General features: G+C 66.9%; 18 protein-coding genes and 1 pseudogene. 8 read left to right on the top strand and 11 right to left on the bottom strand.

Translation table 11 applies throughout. The features are described from left to right. The 3 genes from ACSQ89_RS08315 to ACSQ89_RS08305 form a co-directional block, all read right to left on the bottom strand. Nucleotides 1–1,146 carry a thiolase family protein gene (locus ACSQ89_RS08315; RefSeq protein WP_093101963.1) on the bottom strand — a complete coding sequence of 382 codons (1,146 nt, stop codon included), beginning with the start codon at nucleotides 1,144–1,146 and terminating at the stop codon, nucleotides 1–3. Further along, on the bottom strand, nucleotides 1,143–1,505 hold the full coding sequence (locus ACSQ89_RS08310) for a Zn-ribbon domain-containing OB-fold protein (RefSeq protein ID WP_436295807.1): 363 nt from the start codon (nucleotides 1,503–1,505) through the stop codon (nucleotides 1,143–1,145). Before ACSQ89_RS08310 ends, ACSQ89_RS08315 begins: the two co-directional genes overlap by 4 nt. A gap of 140 nt (nucleotides 1,506–1,645) precedes the next feature. Then, a complete protein-coding gene (locus ACSQ89_RS08305) occupies nucleotides 1,646–2,446 on the bottom strand; it encodes an alpha/beta hydrolase (protein WP_436295806.1) in 801 nt (266 codons plus the stop codon). 163 nt (nucleotides 2,447–2,609) lie between these two features. Between ACSQ89_RS08305 and ACSQ89_RS08300 the strand changes: the two genes are divergently transcribed. Both ACSQ89_RS08300 and ACSQ89_RS08295 read left to right on the top strand, forming a co-directional pair. Continuing rightward, complete coding sequence (locus ACSQ89_RS08300; RefSeq protein ID WP_436295805.1) at nucleotides 2,610–2,807, top strand: hypothetical protein; 198 nt, start codon at nucleotides 2,610–2,612, stop codon at nucleotides 2,805–2,807. Nucleotides 2,808–2,838: 31 nt separating this feature from the next. Next, nucleotides 2,839–5,040: a phosphocholine-specific phospholipase C gene (locus ACSQ89_RS08295; protein WP_436295804.1), complete on the top strand. Its 2,202-nt coding sequence runs from the start codon at nucleotides 2,839–2,841 to the stop codon at nucleotides 5,038–5,040. 60 nt (nucleotides 5,041–5,100) lie between these two features. Here ACSQ89_RS08295 and ACSQ89_RS08290 read toward each other — a convergent pair. Continuing rightward, nucleotides 5,101–6,059 (bottom strand): annotated as a pseudogene (locus ACSQ89_RS08290) (VC_2705 family sodium/solute symporter); the annotation flags it as partial. A gap of 63 nt (nucleotides 6,060–6,122) precedes the next feature. On the opposite strand from ACSQ89_RS08290, the gene ACSQ89_RS08285 reads away from it, so the two are divergent. The 3 genes from ACSQ89_RS08285 (at nucleotide 6,123) to ACSQ89_RS08275 (ending at nucleotide 7,445) form a co-directional block, all read left to right on the top strand. Further along, nucleotides 6,123–6,407 carry an MJ0042-type zinc finger domain-containing protein gene (locus ACSQ89_RS08285; RefSeq protein ID WP_436295803.1) on the top strand — a complete coding sequence of 95 codons (285 nt, stop codon included), beginning with the start codon at nucleotides 6,123–6,125 and terminating at the stop codon, nucleotides 6,405–6,407. Nucleotides 6,408–6,656: 249 nt separating this feature from the next. Further along, nucleotides 6,657–7,043: a hypothetical protein gene (locus tag ACSQ89_RS08280; RefSeq protein ID WP_436295802.1), complete on the top strand. Its 387-nt coding sequence runs from the start codon at nucleotides 6,657–6,659 to the stop codon at nucleotides 7,041–7,043. Nucleotides 7,044–7,091: 48 nt separating this feature from the next. After that, nucleotides 7,092–7,445, top strand: a complete 354-nt coding sequence (locus tag ACSQ89_RS08275; protein WP_436295801.1) for a DUF1161 domain-containing protein — start codon at nucleotides 7,092–7,094, stop codon at nucleotides 7,443–7,445. A gap of 2 nt (nucleotides 7,446–7,447) precedes the next feature. On the opposite strand, the gene ACSQ89_RS08270 is transcribed toward ACSQ89_RS08275, so the two are convergent. Then, nucleotides 7,448–7,858 carry a VOC family protein gene (locus tag ACSQ89_RS08270; RefSeq protein ID WP_436295800.1) on the bottom strand — a complete coding sequence of 137 codons (411 nt, stop codon included), beginning with the start codon at nucleotides 7,856–7,858 and terminating at the stop codon, nucleotides 7,448–7,450. A gap of 167 nt (nucleotides 7,859–8,025) precedes the next feature. On the opposite strand from ACSQ89_RS08270, the gene ACSQ89_RS08265 reads away from it, so the two are divergent. The 3 genes from ACSQ89_RS08265 to ACSQ89_RS08255 all read left to right on the top strand — a co-directional run bounded on the left by ACSQ89_RS08265 (nucleotide 8,026) and on the right by ACSQ89_RS08255 (nucleotide 9,760). Next, nucleotides 8,026–8,985 (top strand): LysR family transcriptional regulator, encoded by a 960-nt coding sequence (locus ACSQ89_RS08265; RefSeq protein WP_436295799.1) that lies wholly within the window; start codon nucleotides 8,026–8,028, stop codon nucleotides 8,983–8,985. Between the two features lie 154 nt (nucleotides 8,986–9,139). Beyond that, nucleotides 9,140–9,265 carry a hypothetical protein gene (locus ACSQ89_RS08260; protein WP_436295798.1) on the top strand — a complete coding sequence of 42 codons (126 nt, stop codon included), beginning with the start codon at nucleotides 9,140–9,142 and terminating at the stop codon, nucleotides 9,263–9,265. Between the two features lie 78 nt (nucleotides 9,266–9,343). Further along, entirely contained in the window at nucleotides 9,344–9,760 is a 417-nt protein-coding gene (locus ACSQ89_RS08255; protein WP_436295797.1) for a DUF6006 family protein, read from the top strand. A 36-nt stretch (nucleotides 9,761–9,796) separates the two neighbouring features. On the opposite strand, the gene flgL is transcribed toward ACSQ89_RS08255, so the two are convergent. The 6 genes from flgL to ACSQ89_RS08225 all read right to left on the bottom strand — a co-directional run bounded on the left by flgL (nucleotide 9,797) and on the right by ACSQ89_RS08225 (nucleotide 18,551). Then, complete coding sequence (gene flgL, locus ACSQ89_RS08250; protein WP_436295796.1) at nucleotides 9,797–11,008, bottom strand: flagellar hook-associated protein FlgL; 1,212 nt, start codon at nucleotides 11,006–11,008, stop codon at nucleotides 9,797–9,799. A gap of 17 nt (nucleotides 11,009–11,025) precedes the next feature. Further along, nucleotides 11,026–12,984, bottom strand: coding sequence for a flagellar hook-associated protein FlgK (flgK, locus tag ACSQ89_RS08245; protein ID WP_436295795.1), 1,959 nt, complete (start codon nucleotides 12,982–12,984; stop codon nucleotides 11,026–11,028). Between the two features lie 58 nt (nucleotides 12,985–13,042). Continuing rightward, nucleotides 13,043–14,620, bottom strand: a complete 1,578-nt coding sequence (locus tag ACSQ89_RS08240) for a methyl-accepting chemotaxis protein (protein WP_436295794.1) — start codon at nucleotides 14,618–14,620, stop codon at nucleotides 13,043–13,045. 90 nt (nucleotides 14,621–14,710) lie between these two features. Next, complete coding sequence (locus ACSQ89_RS08235) at nucleotides 14,711–16,447, bottom strand: methyl-accepting chemotaxis protein (protein ID WP_436295793.1); 1,737 nt, start codon at nucleotides 16,445–16,447, stop codon at nucleotides 14,711–14,713. 3 nt (nucleotides 16,448–16,450) lie between these two features. Further along, nucleotides 16,451–16,936, bottom strand: coding sequence for a chemotaxis protein CheW (locus ACSQ89_RS08230; protein ID WP_436296166.1), 486 nt, complete (start codon nucleotides 16,934–16,936; stop codon nucleotides 16,451–16,453). Nucleotides 16,937–16,946: 10 nt separating this feature from the next. Beyond that, complete coding sequence (locus ACSQ89_RS08225; protein WP_436296165.1) at nucleotides 16,947–18,551, bottom strand: methyl-accepting chemotaxis protein; 1,605 nt, start codon at nucleotides 18,549–18,551, stop codon at nucleotides 16,947–16,949. Nucleotides 18,552–18,580 lie beyond the last annotated feature (29 nt).

The raw sequence follows: 18,580 nt of genomic DNA, 5'->3' as shown, positions 1-18,580 counted from the left end.
TCACACTCCCAGCAGGTGAACGGATGACGCGGCATGGTCGACGCCGGCAATGCCGCCGCCGGTGCATTGGGTCAGGCCGACCTTCGCGCCCTCGACCTGGCGTGCGCCGGCCCGGCCTTGCAGCTGCCACATCAGCTCGACCATCTGCGCGACGCCGGTGGCGCCGAGCGGGTGGCCCTTGGCGAGCAGCCCGCCGCTGGGGTTCACCGGCACGCGACCGCCCAATCGCGTGGCGCCGGATTGCAGCAAGGCAACAGCCTCTCCGCGCGGCGCGAGACCCAAGGCCTCGTAGTACAGCAGTTCGGCGATGGTGAAGGCGTCGTGCAGCTCCACCACGTCGAGGTCCTGCGGGCCGAGGCCGGCTTGTTCGTAGGCCTGGCGTGCCGCACGGGCCGTGATTTCGGCATCGAGGATGTCGTCGTCGGCCCGTTCGCGAATGCCCGACACCACCACGGAAGACAGCAGCTTCACAGGCGTGCGCCCTGCCGGGCGGCGCGTGCGCAGCACCACGGCGGCCGCGCCATCGACCTGCGAAGGGCAGCACTGCAGCAGCGTCAGCGGATCGGCGATCATGCGCGAGGCCAGCACCTCCTCGACCGTGGTCTCGGTGCGCTGCTGGGCGTATTCGTTCAGAGAACCGTGGTGACGGTTCTTCACCGCGACGGCCGCCAGGTCGGCCGGCGTGGCAGATCGCTCGTGCAGGAAGCGCGTGCCGCGCATCGCGTACACGGCCGGCAGCACCATGCCCGCCTTTGCATAGAGCTCGGTCTTGTGGTCGTTGCGCTGCAGCGGGATGGTGCCGCCGCCGAGCGCGGTGAGCTGCTCGATGCCGAACACCAGCACCGTGTCGTACTGCTCGGCCAGCATCGCGTGCCGTGCCAAGTGGACCGCCGTGGCGCCGCTGGCGCAGGCGTTCTCGACGTTGTAGACCGGAATTCCGCCGAAGCCGAGATCGCGGACGATGAGCTGGCCCAGGATCATGCCGCCGAGCACGTTGGCGCAGTAGATGGCCTGGATGTCGCGCGCCTCGACGCCCGCGTCGTCCATTGCCTTCAGGATGGCGCGCTGCGCGAGCTCGGGAGCGAGCACGCCGCTGTGGCGGCCGAAGGGCGTCATGGCGCCGCCGGTGATGAAGATGTCTTTCATGCCGATGCTCCTTCGACCGCCTCGAACACGTAGCCGAACTGCTCGTCTGGCACTGCGCGATAGCGCTCGCCGATGGCCGGGCGCGCCTTGCCTTGCAGCCGGCCGAAGATGCGCACCGGGCCGGGCAGGTCCACATAGCCGAGCGCGTAAGGCGCCAGCCCGCTCTTGGCCGCCGGATGGATGACCGTGAAGCTGTAGACCTCGCCGATCGAGGGCAGTGCGACCGGCGCGTGCCGCGCGGCCAGCGGCGAAGCATCGGTAAAGGCGGGAAAAATCAGCTCGCCGGTATCGGCGGCGCGCGAGGCGAGCAGGCCGGCGTCGGGCTCAGGGCTCCACAGCGGGTAGGGTGCGACGTACATAGGTCTCCTTGTGGCCGACACCGCGAAGATGGCATCGGATGGAGCTATGGTTGTCCTTCCGGCGCTCGCCGACAAACGACTTCTGTGGCTCTGTCGCTTGAGGAAATCTCAACTGAGCAAGCGCAAACACCGCTGCGCGCTCAGCGCGCAGTGGCGGCGTCGAGCACGAAGGACGTGGCCTTGCGCCACCATGCATCGTCGACGCGCCCCGGCCAGTCGTTGTGGCCGGCCGCCTCGATCACCACCAGCCGCCTGGGCTCGGGAAGCGCGTCGTAAAGCGCGCGGCCGAAGCGCGCCGGCACGATGTTGTCGCGCTCGGCGATGGCGACCAGAACCGGGCGGCCGAAGGAGGCGAGATGCGCGGCGCTGTCGTAGCGATCGCGCAGCAGCCAGCTCACCGGCAGCCATGGGTAGTGATGGCCCGCGACGTTCTCGAGCCGGTCCCACGGCGTGATCAGCAGCAGGCCCACCACCTTGTCCCGCTGCCGTGCGGCCGCCGCGGCCGCGACACCCGCGCCCAGCGATTCGCCGACCACGAGCAGCGGCGCACCATGCGCTCGATGCGCCTGCACGATGCTTTGTTCGGCATCGTCGACCAGATGGCGTTCGCCCATCTCTCCGCCGCGCGGGCCGTAGCCAGGGTACTCGGCCAGGATCACGCGCAGCCCCAGGCCCGTGAGCGCACGGGCGTAGTACGCGCGATGCCCGGCATGCCCCGCGTTGCCGTGAAAGACGATGGCGGTGCCGCGCGCCACGCCCGCCGGCTCCGCGACCAGGCCGCGGAAGGCCTCTGCCGAAGGCCAGGCCTTCAGTCCGCCGGACACCATGTCCGCGACCGTGGCCTTGGCCGGGAAGTAGAGCAGGCGGTCCTGGAACATGGCGACTCCTGCCAGCCCGATCAGGCAGGCGATGGCGAGCTTCAAGAGCAGTTTCATCGGCATCGCGTTCACTCCGCGCCGCGCGCGAATGGCACAGGGTACCAGGGCGTCATGCACACGTCGCACAAGCGTCATGGCCGGTTCATGGCGATGACACGGCCGCTGCCTAGTCTTGGCCGCGCCGCTTGCGAACCCGATCCCCGACAACGCCAAAAAGGAACTCCCCATGCACACAGATGTTTACCTGGCGCGCCTCGCGTGCGCCCTGACCCTGGCCTGCGCGCTGGCCGCCTGCGGCGGCGGCAGCAGCGGCGGCGGCTTCAGCGGCACCGCCGCGGGCAGCACGGCCACCGGCAGCGAAAAGACCGAGGCCCCGGTGCAGCCCGCGGCGAGCGACAACGCCGACGTGCGCTACGCGCCCTGAGCCCCCTACAACAACATCCAGAGGACCCCACATGAACTCGCGCCGCAAGTTCCTCCAGGGCACCGCCACCACCGGCATCGCCGCCGCCACCCTCGCCGCCTTTCCGCCCAGCATCCGCAAAGCACTCGCGATTCCCGCGCACAACGAAACCGGCACCATCAAGGACGTCAAGCACGTCGTGATCCTGATGCAGGAGAACCGCTCCTTCGACCAGTACTTCGGCACGCTGCGCGGCGTGCGCGGCTTCGGCGACCGCTTCACCATTCCGCTGCCGCAAGGCCGCAACGTCTGGCAGCAGAACAATGCCGCCGGCCAGCCGGTGCTGCCCTACCACCTCGACTTCACCAAGGGCAATGCACAGCGCGTGAGCGGCACGCCGCACAGCTGGGTCGACGGCCAGGACGCCTGGGACGGCGGCCGCATCGAGCAATGGGTGCGCTACAAGACGCCCGCTTCGATGGGTTACTACAAGGAAGCCGAGTTGCCCTTCCAGTTCGCGCTGGCCAATGCCTTCACGCTGTGCGACGCCTACCACTGCTCGATGCACACCGGCACCAACTCGAACCGCATGTTCATGTGGACCGGCACCAACGGCCCCACCGCCGCCGGCGTGGCCTCGCTGAACAACGAGTGGGACTCCATCGACTCCTCCGCCCTCGGCTACGAATGGAAGACCTACCCCGAGCGGCTGCAGGAAGCCAAGGTGAGCTGGATGGTCTACCAGAACATGCCCGACAACTTCGGCGACAACCCGCTGGCGGGCTTCAAGCAGTACCGCAAGGCCAACGAGGCCTCGGGCAAGCCGGTGAGCAACGAAGCGATCTCGCCCGCCTACGACCCGGCCAGCGACGATGCCGGCAATCCGCTGTACAAGGGCATCGCCAACACCATGCCAGGCCCGCTCGGCGACGTGAACGCGTATTTCGAGACCTTCCGCCAGGACATCAAGAACGGCAAGCTGGCGCAGGTGTCTTTCGTCATCGCGCCGGCCACCTACTCCGAGCATCCCGGCCCATCGAGCCCGGTGCAGGGCGCCTGGTACATCCAGGAGACGCTGGACGCGCTCACCGCCGTGCCCGATGTGTGGAGCAAGACCGTGCTGCTGGTCAACTTCGACGAGAACGACGGCTACTTCGACCATGTGCCCTCGCCCTCGGCGCCCTCGCTCAACCCCGACGGCACGCCGGCCGGCAAGACGACGCTGCGCGAGTCCGACGTCGCCTTCGAGCGCTTCACGCACCCGAACCCGCCCGGCACCACCAGCCAGCCGCAGCCCGACGGCCGGGTCTACGGCCCGGGCGTGCGCGTGCCCCTGTACGTGATCTCGCCCTGGAGCCGCGGCGGCTGGGTCAACTCGCAGGTGTTCGACCACACCTCGATCATCCGTTTCCTCGAGCAGCGCTTCGGCGTCAAGGAGCCCAACATCAGCCGCTACCGCCGCGCCGTGTGCGGCGACCTGACGAGCGGCTTCAACTTCAAGAATCCCAACAACGAGCCGCTGCCCTCGCTGCCGGGACGCAAGACGCTGGCCCAGGCCGACGCACTGCGTGCCGCACAGCAGCAACTGCCCCAGATCGTGCCGCCGGCCGACCCGATGCTGCCGGTGCAGGCCACCGGCACGCGGCCCTCGCGCGCGCTGCCCTACGAGCTGCACGCGAGCGCGCGCAGCAACGCGCTGCACGGCAAGGTCAAGCTCGTCTTCGCGAACAGCGGCGAGGCCGCGGCCGTGTTCCACGTCTACGACAAGCTGAACCTCGACCGGCTGCCGCGCCGCTACATGGTGGAGCCCAACGAGCGCCTCGACGACGAGTGGGCCGCGGCGACCGACAACGCCGGCCTCTACGACCTGTGGGTGCTCGGGCCCAACGGCTTCCACCGCCACTTCAAGGGCGACCTGAACCGCCTGCGCTCGCGCGGCGCACCCGACCCCGAGATCCGCGTCGGCTACAACGTGCGCCGCGGCGACCTGCACCTGAAGCTGCGCAACGAGGGCGAGCGGGACTGCGTCTTCACCATCAAGCCCCTGGCCTACCGCAACGACGGCCCGTGGACCGTGCGCGTCAAGGGCGGCGACGACGTTGAGAAGCAGTGGGACCTCGAGGACAGCGGCTTCTGGTACGACTTCGAAGTGCGCTGCGACGCCGACCCGGTCTACTTGCGCCGCATCGCCGGCCGCGTCGAGACCGGCCGGCATTCGGTGAGCGATCCGGCGATGGGCAAACCGAACGCCTGAGGACGAGCGACGCGCGCGGCGCCGTGCGTTGCATGGCGCCGCGCCTCGCGGGCCTTCAGCTCAGGCCCGCTTGAGGTCGGGGTAGCGCACGTGCTCCACGAGTTCCTGCGTATCCTTCCTCGGCTGGCCGGTGAGCAGGCTGACGATGAGGATCACCGCAAAGCCGACCGGCACACCGAACAGGCCGGCCGAGATCGGCAGGATGCCCCACCACAGCTCGATCGGGCTCGTCACGCCGAAGACGCTGCGCATCCAGGGCTGGGTCACGGCCATATAGTAGAAGGTCACGCCCAGGCCGGCCGCCATGCCCAGCGATGCGCCCCACTTGTTGGCGCGCTTCCAGAAGATGCCGAGCACCAGCGCCGGGAGGAAGGCCGCCGCCGCGAACGAGAAGGCCGCCGAAACCAGGAACAGGATATCGGCCGGTTTCTGCGCTGCGACCGCGGCAGCCGCCAGGGCCACCACCAGCAGCAGGGCTTTGGAAAGAGCCACCCGGCGCGAGGTCGGTGCGTTCGGATCGATCATCTTGTAGTACAGGTCGTGCGACAGCGCGTTGGCGATGGTCAGCAGGAGGCCGTCGGCCGTGGACAGCGCGGCCGCCAGGCCGCCGGCTGCCACCATGCCTGAGATCACGTAGGGCAGGCCGCCGATCTCTGGCGTGGCCAGCACGATGATGTCGCCGCCGATCTTCATCTCGGTTAGCTGGAAGATGCCGTCCTTGTTGACGTCCGACACGGACAGCAAGGACGGGTCGACCTTGGACCAATTGGCGATCCAGGCGGGCAGCTCGTTGAACGGCGTTCCCACCAGCAGGTTGAAGACCTCGAACTTCACCAGCACCGCGAGCGCAGGCGCCGTGAAGTACAGCAGGAAGATGAAGAACAGCGACCAGGCCACCGACTCGCGCGCCTCCCTGACCGAGGGCGTGGTGTAGTAGCGCATCAGGATGTGCGGCAGCGCGGCCGTCCCCACCATCAGGCGCAGAAGACCAGCGCGAGGAAATTGCGCCTCGATTCGTCGAAGGCCTCTTCGCCGCGGCATCGCCGTTCGGATCACCCGCATAGATCTACGCATGGGCCGGCATGCCGGCCAGGGGCTTGGCCCGGCCGTCGGCTGCGGTCTTCGCGGTCGTCCACGCCTTCCTGGCTTCAGCCTCGTCCTTGATTGCCAGCGCGCTCATCGGTTTCTGGGCGCTGCGACGCTACCTCTACCTGCTCAACCATGCCGAGTTCGTCGCCGATCTGGCGGTGTGCCGCGCTTGCGATACCTGGGAGATCCTGAATCCGAACGACGCGGGACAGCCTGCGCAGGATCGCCTGCGCGTTCGCTGCAAGCGCTGCGGCCACGTGTGGTTCATCGAGCTTTGAACGCCTCTTCGACCTGCGCGGCCCAAGCATCGCGGAACGTGAACTTTTGCCCGACTTGCCGTGTAGGACTACACCTACTAATCTTCGGCCATGGTTTCTCCCGGGTGGGCATCAAGGACCAACCCCTTCAGGCCCGCCTCGTGCGGGCCTTCTTTTGCAGACTGCGTCCGACAGGCATCGGGCATCCGTCCCACAGCCCAGCCGCCATCCTGCGGTCACATTGCAGGCTCCCTTCAAAAAAGGAGCCCCATGAAAAAGAAACCCGCTCTGGCCAGCCTTTGGCTGATCGCACTGCTCGGCGCCGGCGCCGCGCTCGCCCAGTCGGCGCCGCCCGGCTCCGATGCCCGCACGGCGAGCGAACGCGCGGCCTGCGATGGCGTGCAGCAGGACAAGGCGGCGTGCCTTCGCGAAGCCGGTGCCGCGCGACAGGAGGCCCGGCGCAACGGCCTCACCGGCTCGAGCGCCACCGGCTACGACGCCAATGCGATGGCCCGATGCAAGCTGCAGCCCGCTGCCGACCAGGCGGACTGCGAGGCGCGCGTGCGAGGCGGCGCGGGCAGTTCTTCCGGGGGCAGCGTCATGGGCGGCGGCGTGATTCGCGAGACGGTGACTCCGGTGCCGGCGCCTTCGCGCTGATCGCTGGACGGGTCCGCCCGGGAAGACTCTCGTTGGAGGCAAGCACCGATGCCAAGACTATCTCTGGCTTTCATCGCACTGGTCTTCGCCGGTTCTGCGAGCGGCGCCAGCAACTGCGATGCCATCCTGTCCCAGATCGATACCAAGATCAGAGCCTCCGGCGTCTCTCGCTTCACGCTCACCACGGTAGACGCCGATACACCGGTCACCGACAAGGTCGTGGGCACCTGCGATCTTGGAACGAAGAAGATCGTGTATGCGCAGGGCGATTTGCCGGCTTCGCCGCCCAATGACGGCTCGGCATCCAACGCGCGTCCATCGCCGCCGCACCCTCGCAGTGAGCCCATCCTGACCGAATGCAAGGACGGTTCGGTATCGGTCGGCGGCGACTGCAAGCAGTAGGCTCAGCTTTCCTTCGTTTTGTGGACCGGCTGCAAGAGGTCCCAGAGATTGCCGTAGAGGTCCTGAAACACGGCCACCGTGCCGTAGCTCTCTTCCCTTGGCTCGCGAACGAAAGTCACATCCTTCGCCTTGTACGAACGGAAATCCCGCCAGAAATCGTCGGTGAACAAGAACAGGAAAACGCGGCCTCCCGTCTGGTTGCCAACTCGAGACGCCTGCTCGACATTCGCCGCCCGGGCAAGCAGGAGCCGCGATTCGACGGCTCCCGGCGGAGCCACCACAACCCAGCGCTTGTCCTGTTCCGGCACATACGAATCTTCGACCAGGGAGAAGCCGAGGGTCCCGACGTAGAAGTCGAGAGCCTCGTCGTAGTCGCGGACCACGATGGCAACTTGAGCTATCGACTGTTTCATTTGCGAATCTTGAAGCGTGGCAGAGATGTGGTCCGCATTCTGCGCGTGGCGGAAGTACGAAGCTTCGGGCCAGCGTTTCCTGCGGCGGTAGTCGCACTTGCCCTAGTCTTCGGCGCCGAAAGGCGGTTCACCATCCTCTTCTCGATCTCGTGCGAGCGAGGGCGGCTATGCGCTTCAACAAGCTTGACCTGAATCTGCTGGTGGCACTGGACGCGCTTCTCACCGAGTGCAGCATCAGCCGGGCGGCAGCGCGCGTGCATCTGAGCCAGTCCGCCATGAGTAACGCGCTGGCTCGGCTGCGGGCCTATTTCGACGACGAGTTGCTGGTGCAGGTGGGCCGCACGCTGGAGCTCACGCCCCGGGCCCAGACGATGAAGGAACCCGTGCGCGACGTGCTGATGCGCGTCGACACCGCGATCGCCGCGCAGCCGCAGTTCGATCCCTCACGCTCGGACCGCACCTTCCAGCTGCTGGTCTCCGACTACACCACGGTCACCCTGATGCCGCACCTGCTTGCGCTGGCACGCCGGCAGTCGAGCACGGTGCGCTTCCTGCTCTCGCCGCTGCCGCAACTGGACCAGCCGCAGCGCGCGCTGGGGCGCGGCGAAGCGGACCTGCTGGTGATCCCGCGCAACTATTGCTCGCCCGACCATCCGATCGAAACGCTGTTCGAGGAAGAGTACGTGTGCATGGTGTGGAACGACAGCCGCTTCGCGCGCGCCGGCACCCTCAGATACGAGGAGTACGTGGCCGCAGACCACGTCGAGGTGCAGCCCGCCAGCATCGGCCAGCCCACGCTCGAGAGCTGGTTCATGCAGCGTCGCGGCATCGAGCGGCGCATCGAGGTCTGCACCTTCAGCTTCGTCGCGGCGCCCTTCCTGGTTCTGGGCACCGACCGGGTCGCCACGGTGCAGCGTCGCTTGGCGCGCATGGCGCAGCAATTCCTGCCGCTGACAGTGCTGCCGGTGCCCTTGCCGCTGCCTCGGATGGAGCAGTCCATGCAATGGCACAAGTACCGCACCCACGACCCGGCGCTGGTCTGGCTTCGCGGCCTTCTGCATGAGGCCGTCGTGCAGATGGAGGCGCAGCAGCAGGCGGCGGCGCCTGCTGGCGAGGTGCCTGAGTAGCCGCCCGGCCGAACCGGAGCCTGCAATCACTTCGGGGAACGGTGAACCAATCCACGAATCGCCCGCCGAGTGCGGCCCATCGTTGCGATTTGGCCATGTGCATGGCCGGCGCTCGCCCCTAGGATGACAGCGAGTCGTCCGAAAGGAGTTCGCCATGGATACAACGCACGCCAAGCTGCAACCCCGAGACCCGGTGGCAGCCCGGTTGGGGGTCTACATGACCCGGGTCGGCATCGTGATGGTCGCGGTCGTCATCGCGGTCTCGTTCCTGCGCGGGTAGCGCCTTCACGGGATTTCTCGTTCGACAGCGGCTCGGTACGCTGCCTCCAGCCTCATCGAGGCGACAAGGAGCAGCAGCATGACTTCGAACACGACGCGGCGGTCGCTCACGACCTTCTCCCGCGGCCTTGCCCTTTGCTTCGCCCTCTCCGGTCCGGCCCTCGCCAGCACGGTCGGCGGCTGGTGGGGCGGCGCCTGGAACTGCAGCATCGACGGCCGGCCGGCACGCATGACCTGGGTCCCGGTCAACGACACCCAAACCAGTTGCGACGGCGACACCTGCAGCAGCAGCGCCGGCGCGCGCTGGAAGGGAAAGTTCTCGGACAACAACTCGCGCTGGGTGGCGCTGACGCATCCCAACGAAGGCGACCGCGGTGGCCTGTACTTCCGCCATGCCGACGGCAACCGCTGGTATCTGGCCAGGCCCTCGGGCAACCGAACCGCGGGCTGGACGACCTGGAACGGCCAGCGCTACCCGCTCTCGTGCTGGCGCTGATCGGGCGCCGCCGCGAAGACCGGCCGGCCTGCCGGCCTACAGGTAGTTGAACAGCGCGATGCTGTGCAGCCGCGCGAAGGTCTCCTGCGAGGCCTTCAGCGCGGTTTCGCGCTGAAGGTATTCGGAGATCGCGCTCGCCATGTCCAGGTCTTCCAGCTCAGACAGGTAGCTCTTGTCGATCAGGCCGCGCGAGGAACCCGACGCGTTGAGCGCATCGAGTTCGTTCATGCGCGAGCCGACCGAGGAGCGGATGGTCAGCACGTTGTCGTGCGCGTTCGTGATCTTGACGTTGGCCGTGGAGAGCGCGTTCAACAGTTCGGCCTGCGCGGCCGCACCGCCACCGGCGAGCGGCTTCTTCAGCGATGCCACGAGGTCGCCGATGGCGGCGAACACGTCGGTGCCGGCGTTCTTGGCGGTAAAGACCTGGAAGCTGTCGCCGTCGGCCGGCGTGCCGCTCATGCTGATCTGCACGCCGCCGAAGGAAATCGGCGTGTCCGCCACGAAGGGGCCGGTGGCCGCGACCACCGGCGGCGTGTCGTTGGTGGTCACCGTGTAGTTGCCGCCCGCGAAGCTGATCGTGAAGTCGCGGCCGTAGTTGGGCGCCGTGGCATCGGTCACGCCGACCGCGCCGAACACGCCCGAGCCGGTGTTGGCGACATTCGCCGTGGTCACGTAGCCCGCGCCGCCCTGCACCGACTGGAACACGCTGCGTCCGTCGTCGGTGGCCGACATCTGGCGCGACACGTCGATCTGCATCAGGCGCTGGCCCTGGTCGCCCATGTACTGCACGCCGCCCCCGGCCTGCGCCACGAAAGGCGGGTTGGCGCTCTTGAAGCCGGCGAACAGGAACTGGCCGTTGCCATCGTCGGCGTTGGCCACGTTCACCAGCTGGTCGAGGTTGCTCTGGATGGTGGTGGCGAGCGATTCGCGGTCGGCGTCCGACAGCGTGCCGTTGCCGGCCTGCACCGTGAGCGTCTTGATGTTCTGCAGGATGGTGGTGGCCGATTGCAGCGCGGCCTCTTCGTGCGAGAGCGAAAGCACCGCGCGGCCGCGGCTGGCGGCGTACTGCGAGCTCTCCGCGATCGACTGGGAGACGACCAGCGAACGCGCCGCGCCCACCGGATCGTCCGCCGGCGTCAGAAACTTGGATTCCGAAGACAGTTGCTGCTGGATCCGGAACAGCTGCTGCTGCTGCGAGCCGATCCCTTTCAGGCTCTGTGCGTAGAAGGTCTGGGTGCTGATGCGCATGACGATTCCCGATGTTCTTAGTTGCTGATGCCGAGGATCGAGTCGAACATCGTCGACGCGGTCTCGATCACCTTGGCGTTGGCCTGATACATCTGCTGGAACATCAGCAGGTTGGCGGTTTCCTCGTCCTGGTTCACACCGGAGATCGAATCGCGGGTGGCGCGGATCTGGTCCGTCACGCTGGTCTGCGTAGTCTCGGCCACGCGAATCTCCATCGTGCGGTTGCCCACCGAGCTCACCAGCTGCGCGTAGGCACTGTTGAAGGTCGAGCTGCCGCCGCCCATGGTGTTCTTCTTCTGCAGCGCCGTCAGCAGCAGCGCATTGCTGCCGTCCGACACGCCGCCCACGTTTTTCTTGATCGTGAAGGTATCGCCCTGGGCCGGCGCGCCGGTCATGCTGAGCTTGATGCCGTCGAAGCTGATCGAGGCACCTGCCGTGTAGGGTACGGGCGTGCCGGCCGCGTAGCTGGTCGAGGTGCCGTCGGCGAGCGTCACGGTGACGGCCGAGGTCGCCGGAAAGCCCGACAGCGTGTTGGTCCCGGCGTCGTAGGCGAGCGTGACCGTTGCCGCCAGCGGCGTGGCCAGGTAGCCGGCATCGACGGTGGCGGCGCTCAGCGCGCCGCTGCCCTGGTTGCCGCTGGTGTTGCCGGTGACCAGCGGCGAGGCCGCGGCCGCCTTGGCCGGGTCGAGCACCAGCACTTCGAGATCGCGCGCGCCGGTGCGCGTCGGCTGGACCAGGAAGGTGTCGCCCGCCTGGGCCGTGCCGCTGGCAGCGGTCAAGCTCACGCCGTCGAAGTCGATCGGGAAGGTGGTGAAGTCGCCGATGGGCTGCTTGTCCGAAAGGCGCGTCACCGAATAGGTGAGCGTGCCCGCCACGTCCTTCACTTCCACCGAATAGTCGCTGGTCGTGAGCTGCGAGGTGTCGGTCACGCTGGCGCCGAGCACCATGGTGCCGGTGTTGCGCGCATTCGAGAACACGCCGGCCTGGGCCTCGGAGAAGAAGTCGGTGCCCAGCACGCCGTTCAGGTCGACGCCCAGCTTGTGCTGGTCGTTGAAGCTGCTGCCGAGCGCCATGGCGAGGCGGCCGATCGCGTTCTGCGTGGTGCTCAGCGTCTCGGCGCGGAAGGCCATCAGCCCGCCCAGCGTGCCGCCGGTGAAGATGTTGTCCTTGAGCTCGGACGCGGTGCCGTTCATGCCGACCAGCGCCATCGCCTTGCGCGTGGGGTCGGCCGCGGAGTCGACCGCCTTCATGGTCGCGGCCCGGTCGCCCAGCACCAGCGTCTGGCCGTTGCCGATGAAGACGTTGTACTTACCGCCGTCCTGCTCCAGCACCTTGACATCCACGATCTTGCCGAGTTCGGCCACCAGCTGGTCGCGCTGGTCCATGAGGTCATTCGGCGGCTGGCCGCCGGCCATCGCCTGGAGCTGACCGATCTGCTGGTTGAGGCTCGCGATCTGCGTCGCATAGGTGTTGATCTGCTCGGCGCTGCCCACGATCTGGTCGTTGACCGAGGTGTTGAGGTCGGTGAGGTACTGGTCGGTGGCGCGGAACTTGTTGGCCAGGGCCTGCGCCGCGCTGATGAGCTGCTGGCGCGCGGCCGGGTCGGCCGGCGTGTTGGCCACGCCTTGCATGCCGGCGAAGAAGCTCTGCATCAGGGGCGTGAGGCCCGAGGTCTTGTCGGCGAGCAGCGAGTCGATGCGGCTGATCTGCGAGTTGTAGCTCGCGAGCGCCGCGCCCATGGCCTCGGCGCCGTTGAGCTGGGCGGTGAGGTAGCGGTCGTAGCTGCGCGCCACGGTCGTGACGCGGGCGCCGGTGCCCATGAAGCCGGCGCCGGTCGAGATCGCGCCGTTGGTGGCGACGATCGAGGTCTGGCGGCTGTAGCCGGCGGTGTACACGTTGGCCGTGTTGTGCGCCGTGGTCATGAGCGCGCTGCGCGCCACGGCCAGGCCGCTCAGGCCCGTATGGAACATCGACATTTGGCTTTACCTGTAAGTATGTTTGCTTGTTTGTTTATCGGCAGCGCGGGCGAAACATTCAGTCCGCGAGCCTGAACACGCTGACTACTTCCACGAGGTTGCCGGCCTGCTCCTGCATCGATTGCGCCGCAGCAGCCGCCTCTTCCACCAGCGCCGCGTTCTGCTGCGTCACCTGGTCCATCTGCGTGATCGCCTGGTTGATCTGCTCGATGCCCTGCGTCTGCTCATGGCTCGCCGCCGTGATCTCGCCGATGATGTCCGTCACCCGCTTCACGCTGCCCACGATCTCTTCCATGGTCCTGCCGGCTTCGCCGACCAGTTGGCTGCCCGCATCGACCTTGCCGACCGAATCGTCGATCAGGCCCTTGATTTCCTTGGCGGCGGCGGCCGAGCGCTGCGCGAGGTTGCGCACTTCGGCAGCCACGACTGCGAAGCCTCGGCCCTGCTCGCCGGCACGCGCGGCTTCGACCGCTGCGTTCAACGCGAGGATGTTGGTCTGGAAGGCAATGCCGTCGATCACGCCGATGATGTCGACGATCTTCTTGGAGGAGGCATTGATCGAGGCCATGGTGTGGACCACCTGGCTGACCACGTCGCCGCCCTTGACCGCCACTTCGGAGGCAGAGAGCGCCAGCTGATTGGCCTGGCGCGCGTTGTCGGCGTTCTGCTTCACCGTGCTGGTGAGTTCTTCCATCGACGCCGCGGTCTGCTCCAGCGAGCTGGCCTGCTCCTCGGTGCGCGACGAAAGATCCTGGTTGCCCGAAGCGATCTGCCCCGAGGCCGTGGCGATCGCATCGGTCGACAGCTTGATCCTGCCGACCACATGGGTCAGCTGGTCCTGCATCTGCTTGATCGAATGCAGCACGCTGCCGTCGTCGGCCGAGCGCGCCTCGACGCCCACCGTCAGGTCGCCGCTGGCGATGCGGCCGACAACGTCCGCCGCGTAGCCGGGTTCGCCGCCCAGCTGGCGCGCCAGCAGGCGGGCCACCACCACGCCCAACCCCAAGCTCGCGAGGATGCCGATCAGGGCCATCGCCAGCAGCAGCAAGCGCGAGGTCTTGTAGGTCTGGCCGGCATGGTCCATGCTCGCCTTGGCCTGCATGTCGCTGTGCGCCACCATCTTCTCGAGCACTTCCTCGAGCGCGCGCGAATCCTTCAGCAGCTGCGCGCTGTCCTCGGCCACGCGGCCATCGAACTGCGAGCTGTCCAGCGATTGCGCGGAAAGCAGCGTGACGAAATCGCCCATGCGCTTCTTCAGCGTCGGCAGCAGGGCCTCGTATTGCTCGTTGAGCTTGCGCCCCTCTTCGCTTTCGAGCAGCACGGGCTTGACCTCGGTCATCCGCGCTTCGAGTCCGGCGCCGGCCTTCTTGAGTTCCGCGATGCCGGCATTGCGCTCGCCCTTGGTGGAGGCCGACAGCAGGCCCATCTGGGCCCGGCTCGCATAGAGCAGGTGGATATTGGCGGCCTGCACCGCCTTCAGCGTCTGCAGCTCGTGGTTGTAGAGCCTCTCGGTCGAGGCGCTGATGCGCCCCATTTGAAAGATGCCGAGCGCACTGACGACGGCGCCGATGGCGGCGACGATCAGAAAGCTGAGGATCAGCTTGACGGTGACACGAAGCTCCTGGAACCACTGCATTTTTTTCTTCCTGCGAAGGCCGTCGATAGAGGCCCGGTTATGAGAGATATCGGCAGTCCGGCCCGAAACTTGAGGGCCGGGACTTCTTCTTCAGAACTCCGTCCACTCGCCCGAGGCCGTGTGGCCCACGGCAAGCTGCGGCGCGCGCCGGTGCGCCACCGCCTTGCGCGGAGCGGCCGCCGGCTTGGCCGGCGCCTTCAGCGCCGGCGCCACGCGCCTCGGCGGCAATGTCGGCTGGCTGCGGGCCTGGATCTGCGCGAGCACCACGGCCGCTTCTTCCTGGCTCAGCTTGAAGATGCTGACGGTCTGCGAGAGGCTGCCGGCCTGCTCCTGGAGCGATTGCGCCGCAGCAGCCGCCTCTTCCACCAGCGCCGCGTTCTGCTGCGTCACCTGGTCCATCTGCGTGATCGCCTGGTTGATCTGCTCGATGCCCTGGGTCTGCTCGTGGCTCGCCGCCGTGATCTCGCCCATGATGTCGGTCACCCGCTTCACGCTGTCGACGATCTCGTCCATCGTGCGGCCCGCTTCGGCCACTTGCTTGCTGCCCTCCTCGACCTTCTCCACCGAGTCGCCGATCAGCGTCTTGATTTCCTTGGCCGCGGCGGCCGAGCGCTGCGCGAGGTTGCGCACTTCGGAGGCCACGACTGCAAAGCCACGGCCCTGCTCGCCGGCACGCGCGGCTTCGACCGCTGCGTTCAAGGCCAGGATGTTGGTCTGGAAGGCAATGCCATCGATGACGCCGATGATGTCGACGATCTTCCTGGACGAGGCGTTGATCGAGCCCATGGTGTCGACCACCTGGCTGACGACACTGCCGCCCTTCACGGCCACCGCGGAGGCCGAGACGGCCAGTTGATTTGCCTGCCGCGCGTTGTCCGCGTTCTGCTTGACGGTGGAGGTCAGCTCTTCCATCGACGCCGCGGTCTGCTCCAGCGAGCTGGCTTGCTCTTCGGTGCGCGAGGAGAGGTCGTGGTTGCCCGCCGCGATCTGGCCCGAGGCCGTGGCAATGGTGTCGGTGCCGGAACGCACTTCGCCCACCACCTTGGCCAGGCTCTCGTTCATGTTCTTCAGCGCATGCATCAGCTGGCCCGTCTCGTCGCGCGAGTCGACTTCGATGCGCGATGTGAGGTCACCGCTGGCCACGGTCTCCGCCACCTGGACGGCACGGTCGATGGGCCGGGTGATGCTGCGGGCGATCAGGAAGGCGCAGACCCCTCCCAGCAACAGCGTGAGCGCAGTGAGCGCGATGCGGAGATTGAAGCTCTGCGCGTTCGCCTCGTCGATCGCGCGGCTCATGTCGTCGATCGTCTTGCGCTCCAGCGCCAGTAGTTCGAGCACGCGGCTTTCATAAGCCTTGGCGGCCGGCTGGAAGGTGTCCTTGAAGACGGTCTCCGTCTCCGCCGCGTTGCCGCCCGCCTTCGCCTTCTGCACCGCCTCCTTGGCCGCCTGGTACTTGGCTCGCAACTCGACAATGGACTTGAAGGTCGACTTCTCGAGATCGGTCACCAGCAGGGCCTCGACCTTGGCCATGGTCTCCCCGCCCTTCTTGACGCTGTCGGAGATGACATCGGCAAAGGTGACGGGAAGCGTTTCGTCAGTGGTCCTGGCGATCATCGCCGTGCGCGCGATGGCCGAGTAGGTCAGCACGTACCAGTCCGAGATGAGCCGTTCCTTCGCGAGCGGACTCTGCATCATCTGGCGGGTGGCCTCGGCGTTGCTGCTGGCGCTCATCAGGGCAAAGACGGCCGAGGCCAGGGTCAGGGCCAGGACCATGCCGAAGCCGATGGCCAGGCGCGTTCCGATGCGTACGTTGGAGAGGAAGTTCATGGTTCAGGCCGCCATCTTTTCAATGAGGCCCATCTCTTCGCTCGACATCAGCCGGTCGATGTCCACCAGGATCAGCATCCGCTCCTCCAGCGTCCCCAGCCCGATCAGGTAGTCCGTGTCCAGCACCGAGCCCATCTCCGGCGCCGGCTTGATCTGCTCTGGCGACAGCGTGGTCACGTCCGACACGCTGTCCACCACCATCCCCACCACGCGCCCGCTGATGTTCAGCACGATCACCACCGTGAACTGGTCGTAGCTCGGCGTGCCCAGCTTGAACTTGATGCGCATGTCGATGATCGGAACGATGATCCCGCGCAGGTTCACCACCCCCTTGATGTACTCCGGCGCGTTCGCAATGCGCGTCACCGCGTCGTAGCCGCGCAGCTCCTGCACCTTCTGGATGTCGATGCCGTATTCCTCCTCGCCCAGCGTGAAGGAAAGGAATTCCAGCGGCTTCGCGGCCTGCTTCGATGTGTCTGTTGCGTTCATCTGCGTCTCTTCATGAGGTTTGAAACTTGGGGAGCGCGGGCCGGGTGCCGGCATCCAGCCTGAACACGCTCACCGCTTCCACGAGGTTGCCGGCCTGCTCCTGCATCGATTGGGCTGCAGCCGAGGCCTCTTCGACCAGCGCCGCGTTCTGCTGCGTCACCTGATCCATCTGCGTGATCGCCTGGTTGATCTGCTCGATGCCTTGCGTCTGCTCGTGGCTCGCGGCCGTGATCTCGCCGATGATGTCCGTCACCCGTTTCACACTGCCCACGATCTCTTCCATGGTCCTGCCGGCTTCGCCGACCAGTTGGCTGCCGGCATCGACCTTGCCCACCGAATCGTCGATCAGGCCCTTGATTTCCTTGGCGGCGGCGGCCGAGCGCTGCGCGAGGTTGCGCACTTCGGAAGCCACCACGGCAAAGCCTCTGCCCTGCTCGCCGGCACGCGCGGCTTCGACCGCCGCGTTCAAAGCGAGGATGTTGGTCTGGAAGGCAATGCCGTCGATCACGCCGATGATGTCGACGATCTTCTTGGACGAGGCATTGATCGAGGCCATGGTGTTCACCACCTGAGACACCACGTCGCCGCCCTTGACCGCCACTTCGGAGGCCGAGAGCGCCAGCTGATTCGCCTGGCGCGCGTTGTCGGCGTTCTGCTTGACGGTGGAGGTCAGTTCTTCCATCGAGGCCGCGGTCTGCTCCAGCGAGCTGGCTTGCTCTTCGGTGCGCGACGAGAGATTCTGGTTGCCCGCCGCGATCTGGCCCGAGACCGTGGCCATGGTGTCGGTGCCGGCACGCACTTCGCCCACCACGCGGGCCAGGCTGTCGCGCATGCCCTTGATCGAGTGAAGCAGGCTCGCGCTGTCGTCCTTCCTGAGATCGATCGGCACCGTCAGATCGCCCTGCGCGATGCGCAGCGTGATGCTGGCCGTCTGCGCCGGCTCGCCGCCCAGCTGCTTCAGCAGCCCACGCGAGATCACCCAGCCGATCGCCAGCAGGATGGCCGCCAGGACCAATGCGCAGATCGAAAAGCCGATCAGCCGGTTCATGATGGTCGTGTGGACCGTGTCCACGTACACGCCCGAACCGATGATCCAGCCCCAGGGCTTGAAGCCCTTGACGTAGGACACCTTGGGCACCGGCTTGTCGCTGCCCGGCTTGGCCCACTGGTAGGCAACGAATCCGGCTTCATGGGCCTTGACGGTGCTCACGAACTCGACGAAGAGCAGCTTGCCGGTCGGATCCTTGTTGGCCGACAGGTCCTTGTTGTCCAGCGCCGGGTTGATCGGATGCATGAGCATGCGCGGCTGCATGTCGTTGATCCAGAAATACTCGCTGCCGCTGTAGCGCAGGCTGCGGATCGCCTGCATGGCCTGCTGCTTCGCCTGCTCTTCGCTCAGCGTGCCGTTGGCCGCCAGCGCGTGGTAGTGCACCAGCAGGCCGTGCGCGCTTTCCACCACCTGGCGCACGCTGCTCTGCCGCTCGTCCATGATGAGCTTGCGCTCGGAAGCCAGGAACAAGGCCGTCAGCACGACCACGCCCGCAATGGCGCTGAAGGTGAGCAGGCCAAGCTTCTTGGCGATGCTCAGGGAGCGGAGGTTCAGGAAGTCGGGCATGGGCGTGTCTCCAAGGTCTGTGCTTGCGC

Source organism: Variovorax sp. LjRoot175, from assembly GCF_964253805.1.
Lineage (GTDB): Bacteria > Pseudomonadota > Gammaproteobacteria > Burkholderiales > Burkholderiaceae_C > Variovorax.
Note: the sequence above shows the minus strand (reverse complement) of the source record. Positions and strands in the feature narration are given on the sequence as shown.

What these genes read in the sequence shown, in the direction of transcription:
- ACSQ89_RS08315 (WP_093101963.1), bottom strand. Translation starts at nt 1,146, where the DNA reads ATGAAAGACATCTTCATCACCGGCGGCGCCATGACGCCCTTCGGCCGC.
- ACSQ89_RS08310 (WP_436295807.1), bottom strand. Translation starts at nt 1,505, where the DNA reads ATGTACGTCGCACCCTACCCGCTGTGGAGCCCTGAGCCCGACGCCGGC.
- ACSQ89_RS08305 (WP_436295806.1), bottom strand. Translation starts at nt 2,446, where the DNA reads ATGCCGATGAAACTGCTCTTGAAGCTCGCCATCGCCTGCCTGATCGGG.
- ACSQ89_RS08300 (WP_436295805.1), top strand. Translation starts at nt 2,610, where the DNA reads ATGCACACAGATGTTTACCTGGCGCGCCTCGCGTGCGCCCTGACCCTG.
- ACSQ89_RS08295 (WP_436295804.1), top strand. Translation starts at nt 2,839, where the DNA reads ATGAACTCGCGCCGCAAGTTCCTCCAGGGCACCGCCACCACCGGCATC.
- ACSQ89_RS08285 (WP_436295803.1), top strand. Translation starts at nt 6,123, where the DNA reads ATGCCGGCCAGGGGCTTGGCCCGGCCGTCGGCTGCGGTCTTCGCGGTC.
- ACSQ89_RS08280 (WP_436295802.1), top strand. Translation starts at nt 6,657, where the DNA reads ATGAAAAAGAAACCCGCTCTGGCCAGCCTTTGGCTGATCGCACTGCTC.
- ACSQ89_RS08275 (WP_436295801.1), top strand. Translation starts at nt 7,092, where the DNA reads ATGCCAAGACTATCTCTGGCTTTCATCGCACTGGTCTTCGCCGGTTCT.
- ACSQ89_RS08270 (WP_436295800.1), bottom strand. Translation starts at nt 7,858, where the DNA reads ATGAAACAGTCGATAGCTCAAGTTGCCATCGTGGTCCGCGACTACGAC.
- ACSQ89_RS08265 (WP_436295799.1), top strand. Translation starts at nt 8,026, where the DNA reads ATGCGCTTCAACAAGCTTGACCTGAATCTGCTGGTGGCACTGGACGCG.
- ACSQ89_RS08260 (WP_436295798.1), top strand. Translation starts at nt 9,140, where the DNA reads ATGGATACAACGCACGCCAAGCTGCAACCCCGAGACCCGGTGGCAGCC.
- ACSQ89_RS08255 (WP_436295797.1), top strand. Translation starts at nt 9,344, where the DNA reads ATGACTTCGAACACGACGCGGCGGTCGCTCACGACCTTCTCCCGCGGC.
- flgL (WP_436295796.1), bottom strand. Translation starts at nt 11,008, where the DNA reads ATGCGCATCAGCACCCAGACCTTCTACGCACAGAGCCTGAAAGGGATC.
- flgK (WP_436295795.1), bottom strand. Translation starts at nt 12,984, where the DNA reads ATGTCGATGTTCCATACGGGCCTGAGCGGCCTGGCCGTGGCGCGCAGC.
- ACSQ89_RS08240 (WP_436295794.1), bottom strand. Translation starts at nt 14,620, where the DNA reads ATGCAGTGGTTCCAGGAGCTTCGTGTCACCGTCAAGCTGATCCTCAGC.
- ACSQ89_RS08235 (WP_436295793.1), bottom strand. Translation starts at nt 16,447, where the DNA reads ATGAACTTCCTCTCCAACGTACGCATCGGAACGCGCCTGGCCATCGGC.
- ACSQ89_RS08230 (WP_436296166.1), bottom strand. Translation starts at nt 16,936, where the DNA reads ATGAACGCAACAGACACATCGAAGCAGGCCGCGAAGCCGCTGGAATTC.
- ACSQ89_RS08225 (WP_436296165.1), bottom strand. Translation starts at nt 18,551, where the DNA reads ATGCCCGACTTCCTGAACCTCCGCTCCCTGAGCATCGCCAAGAAGCTT.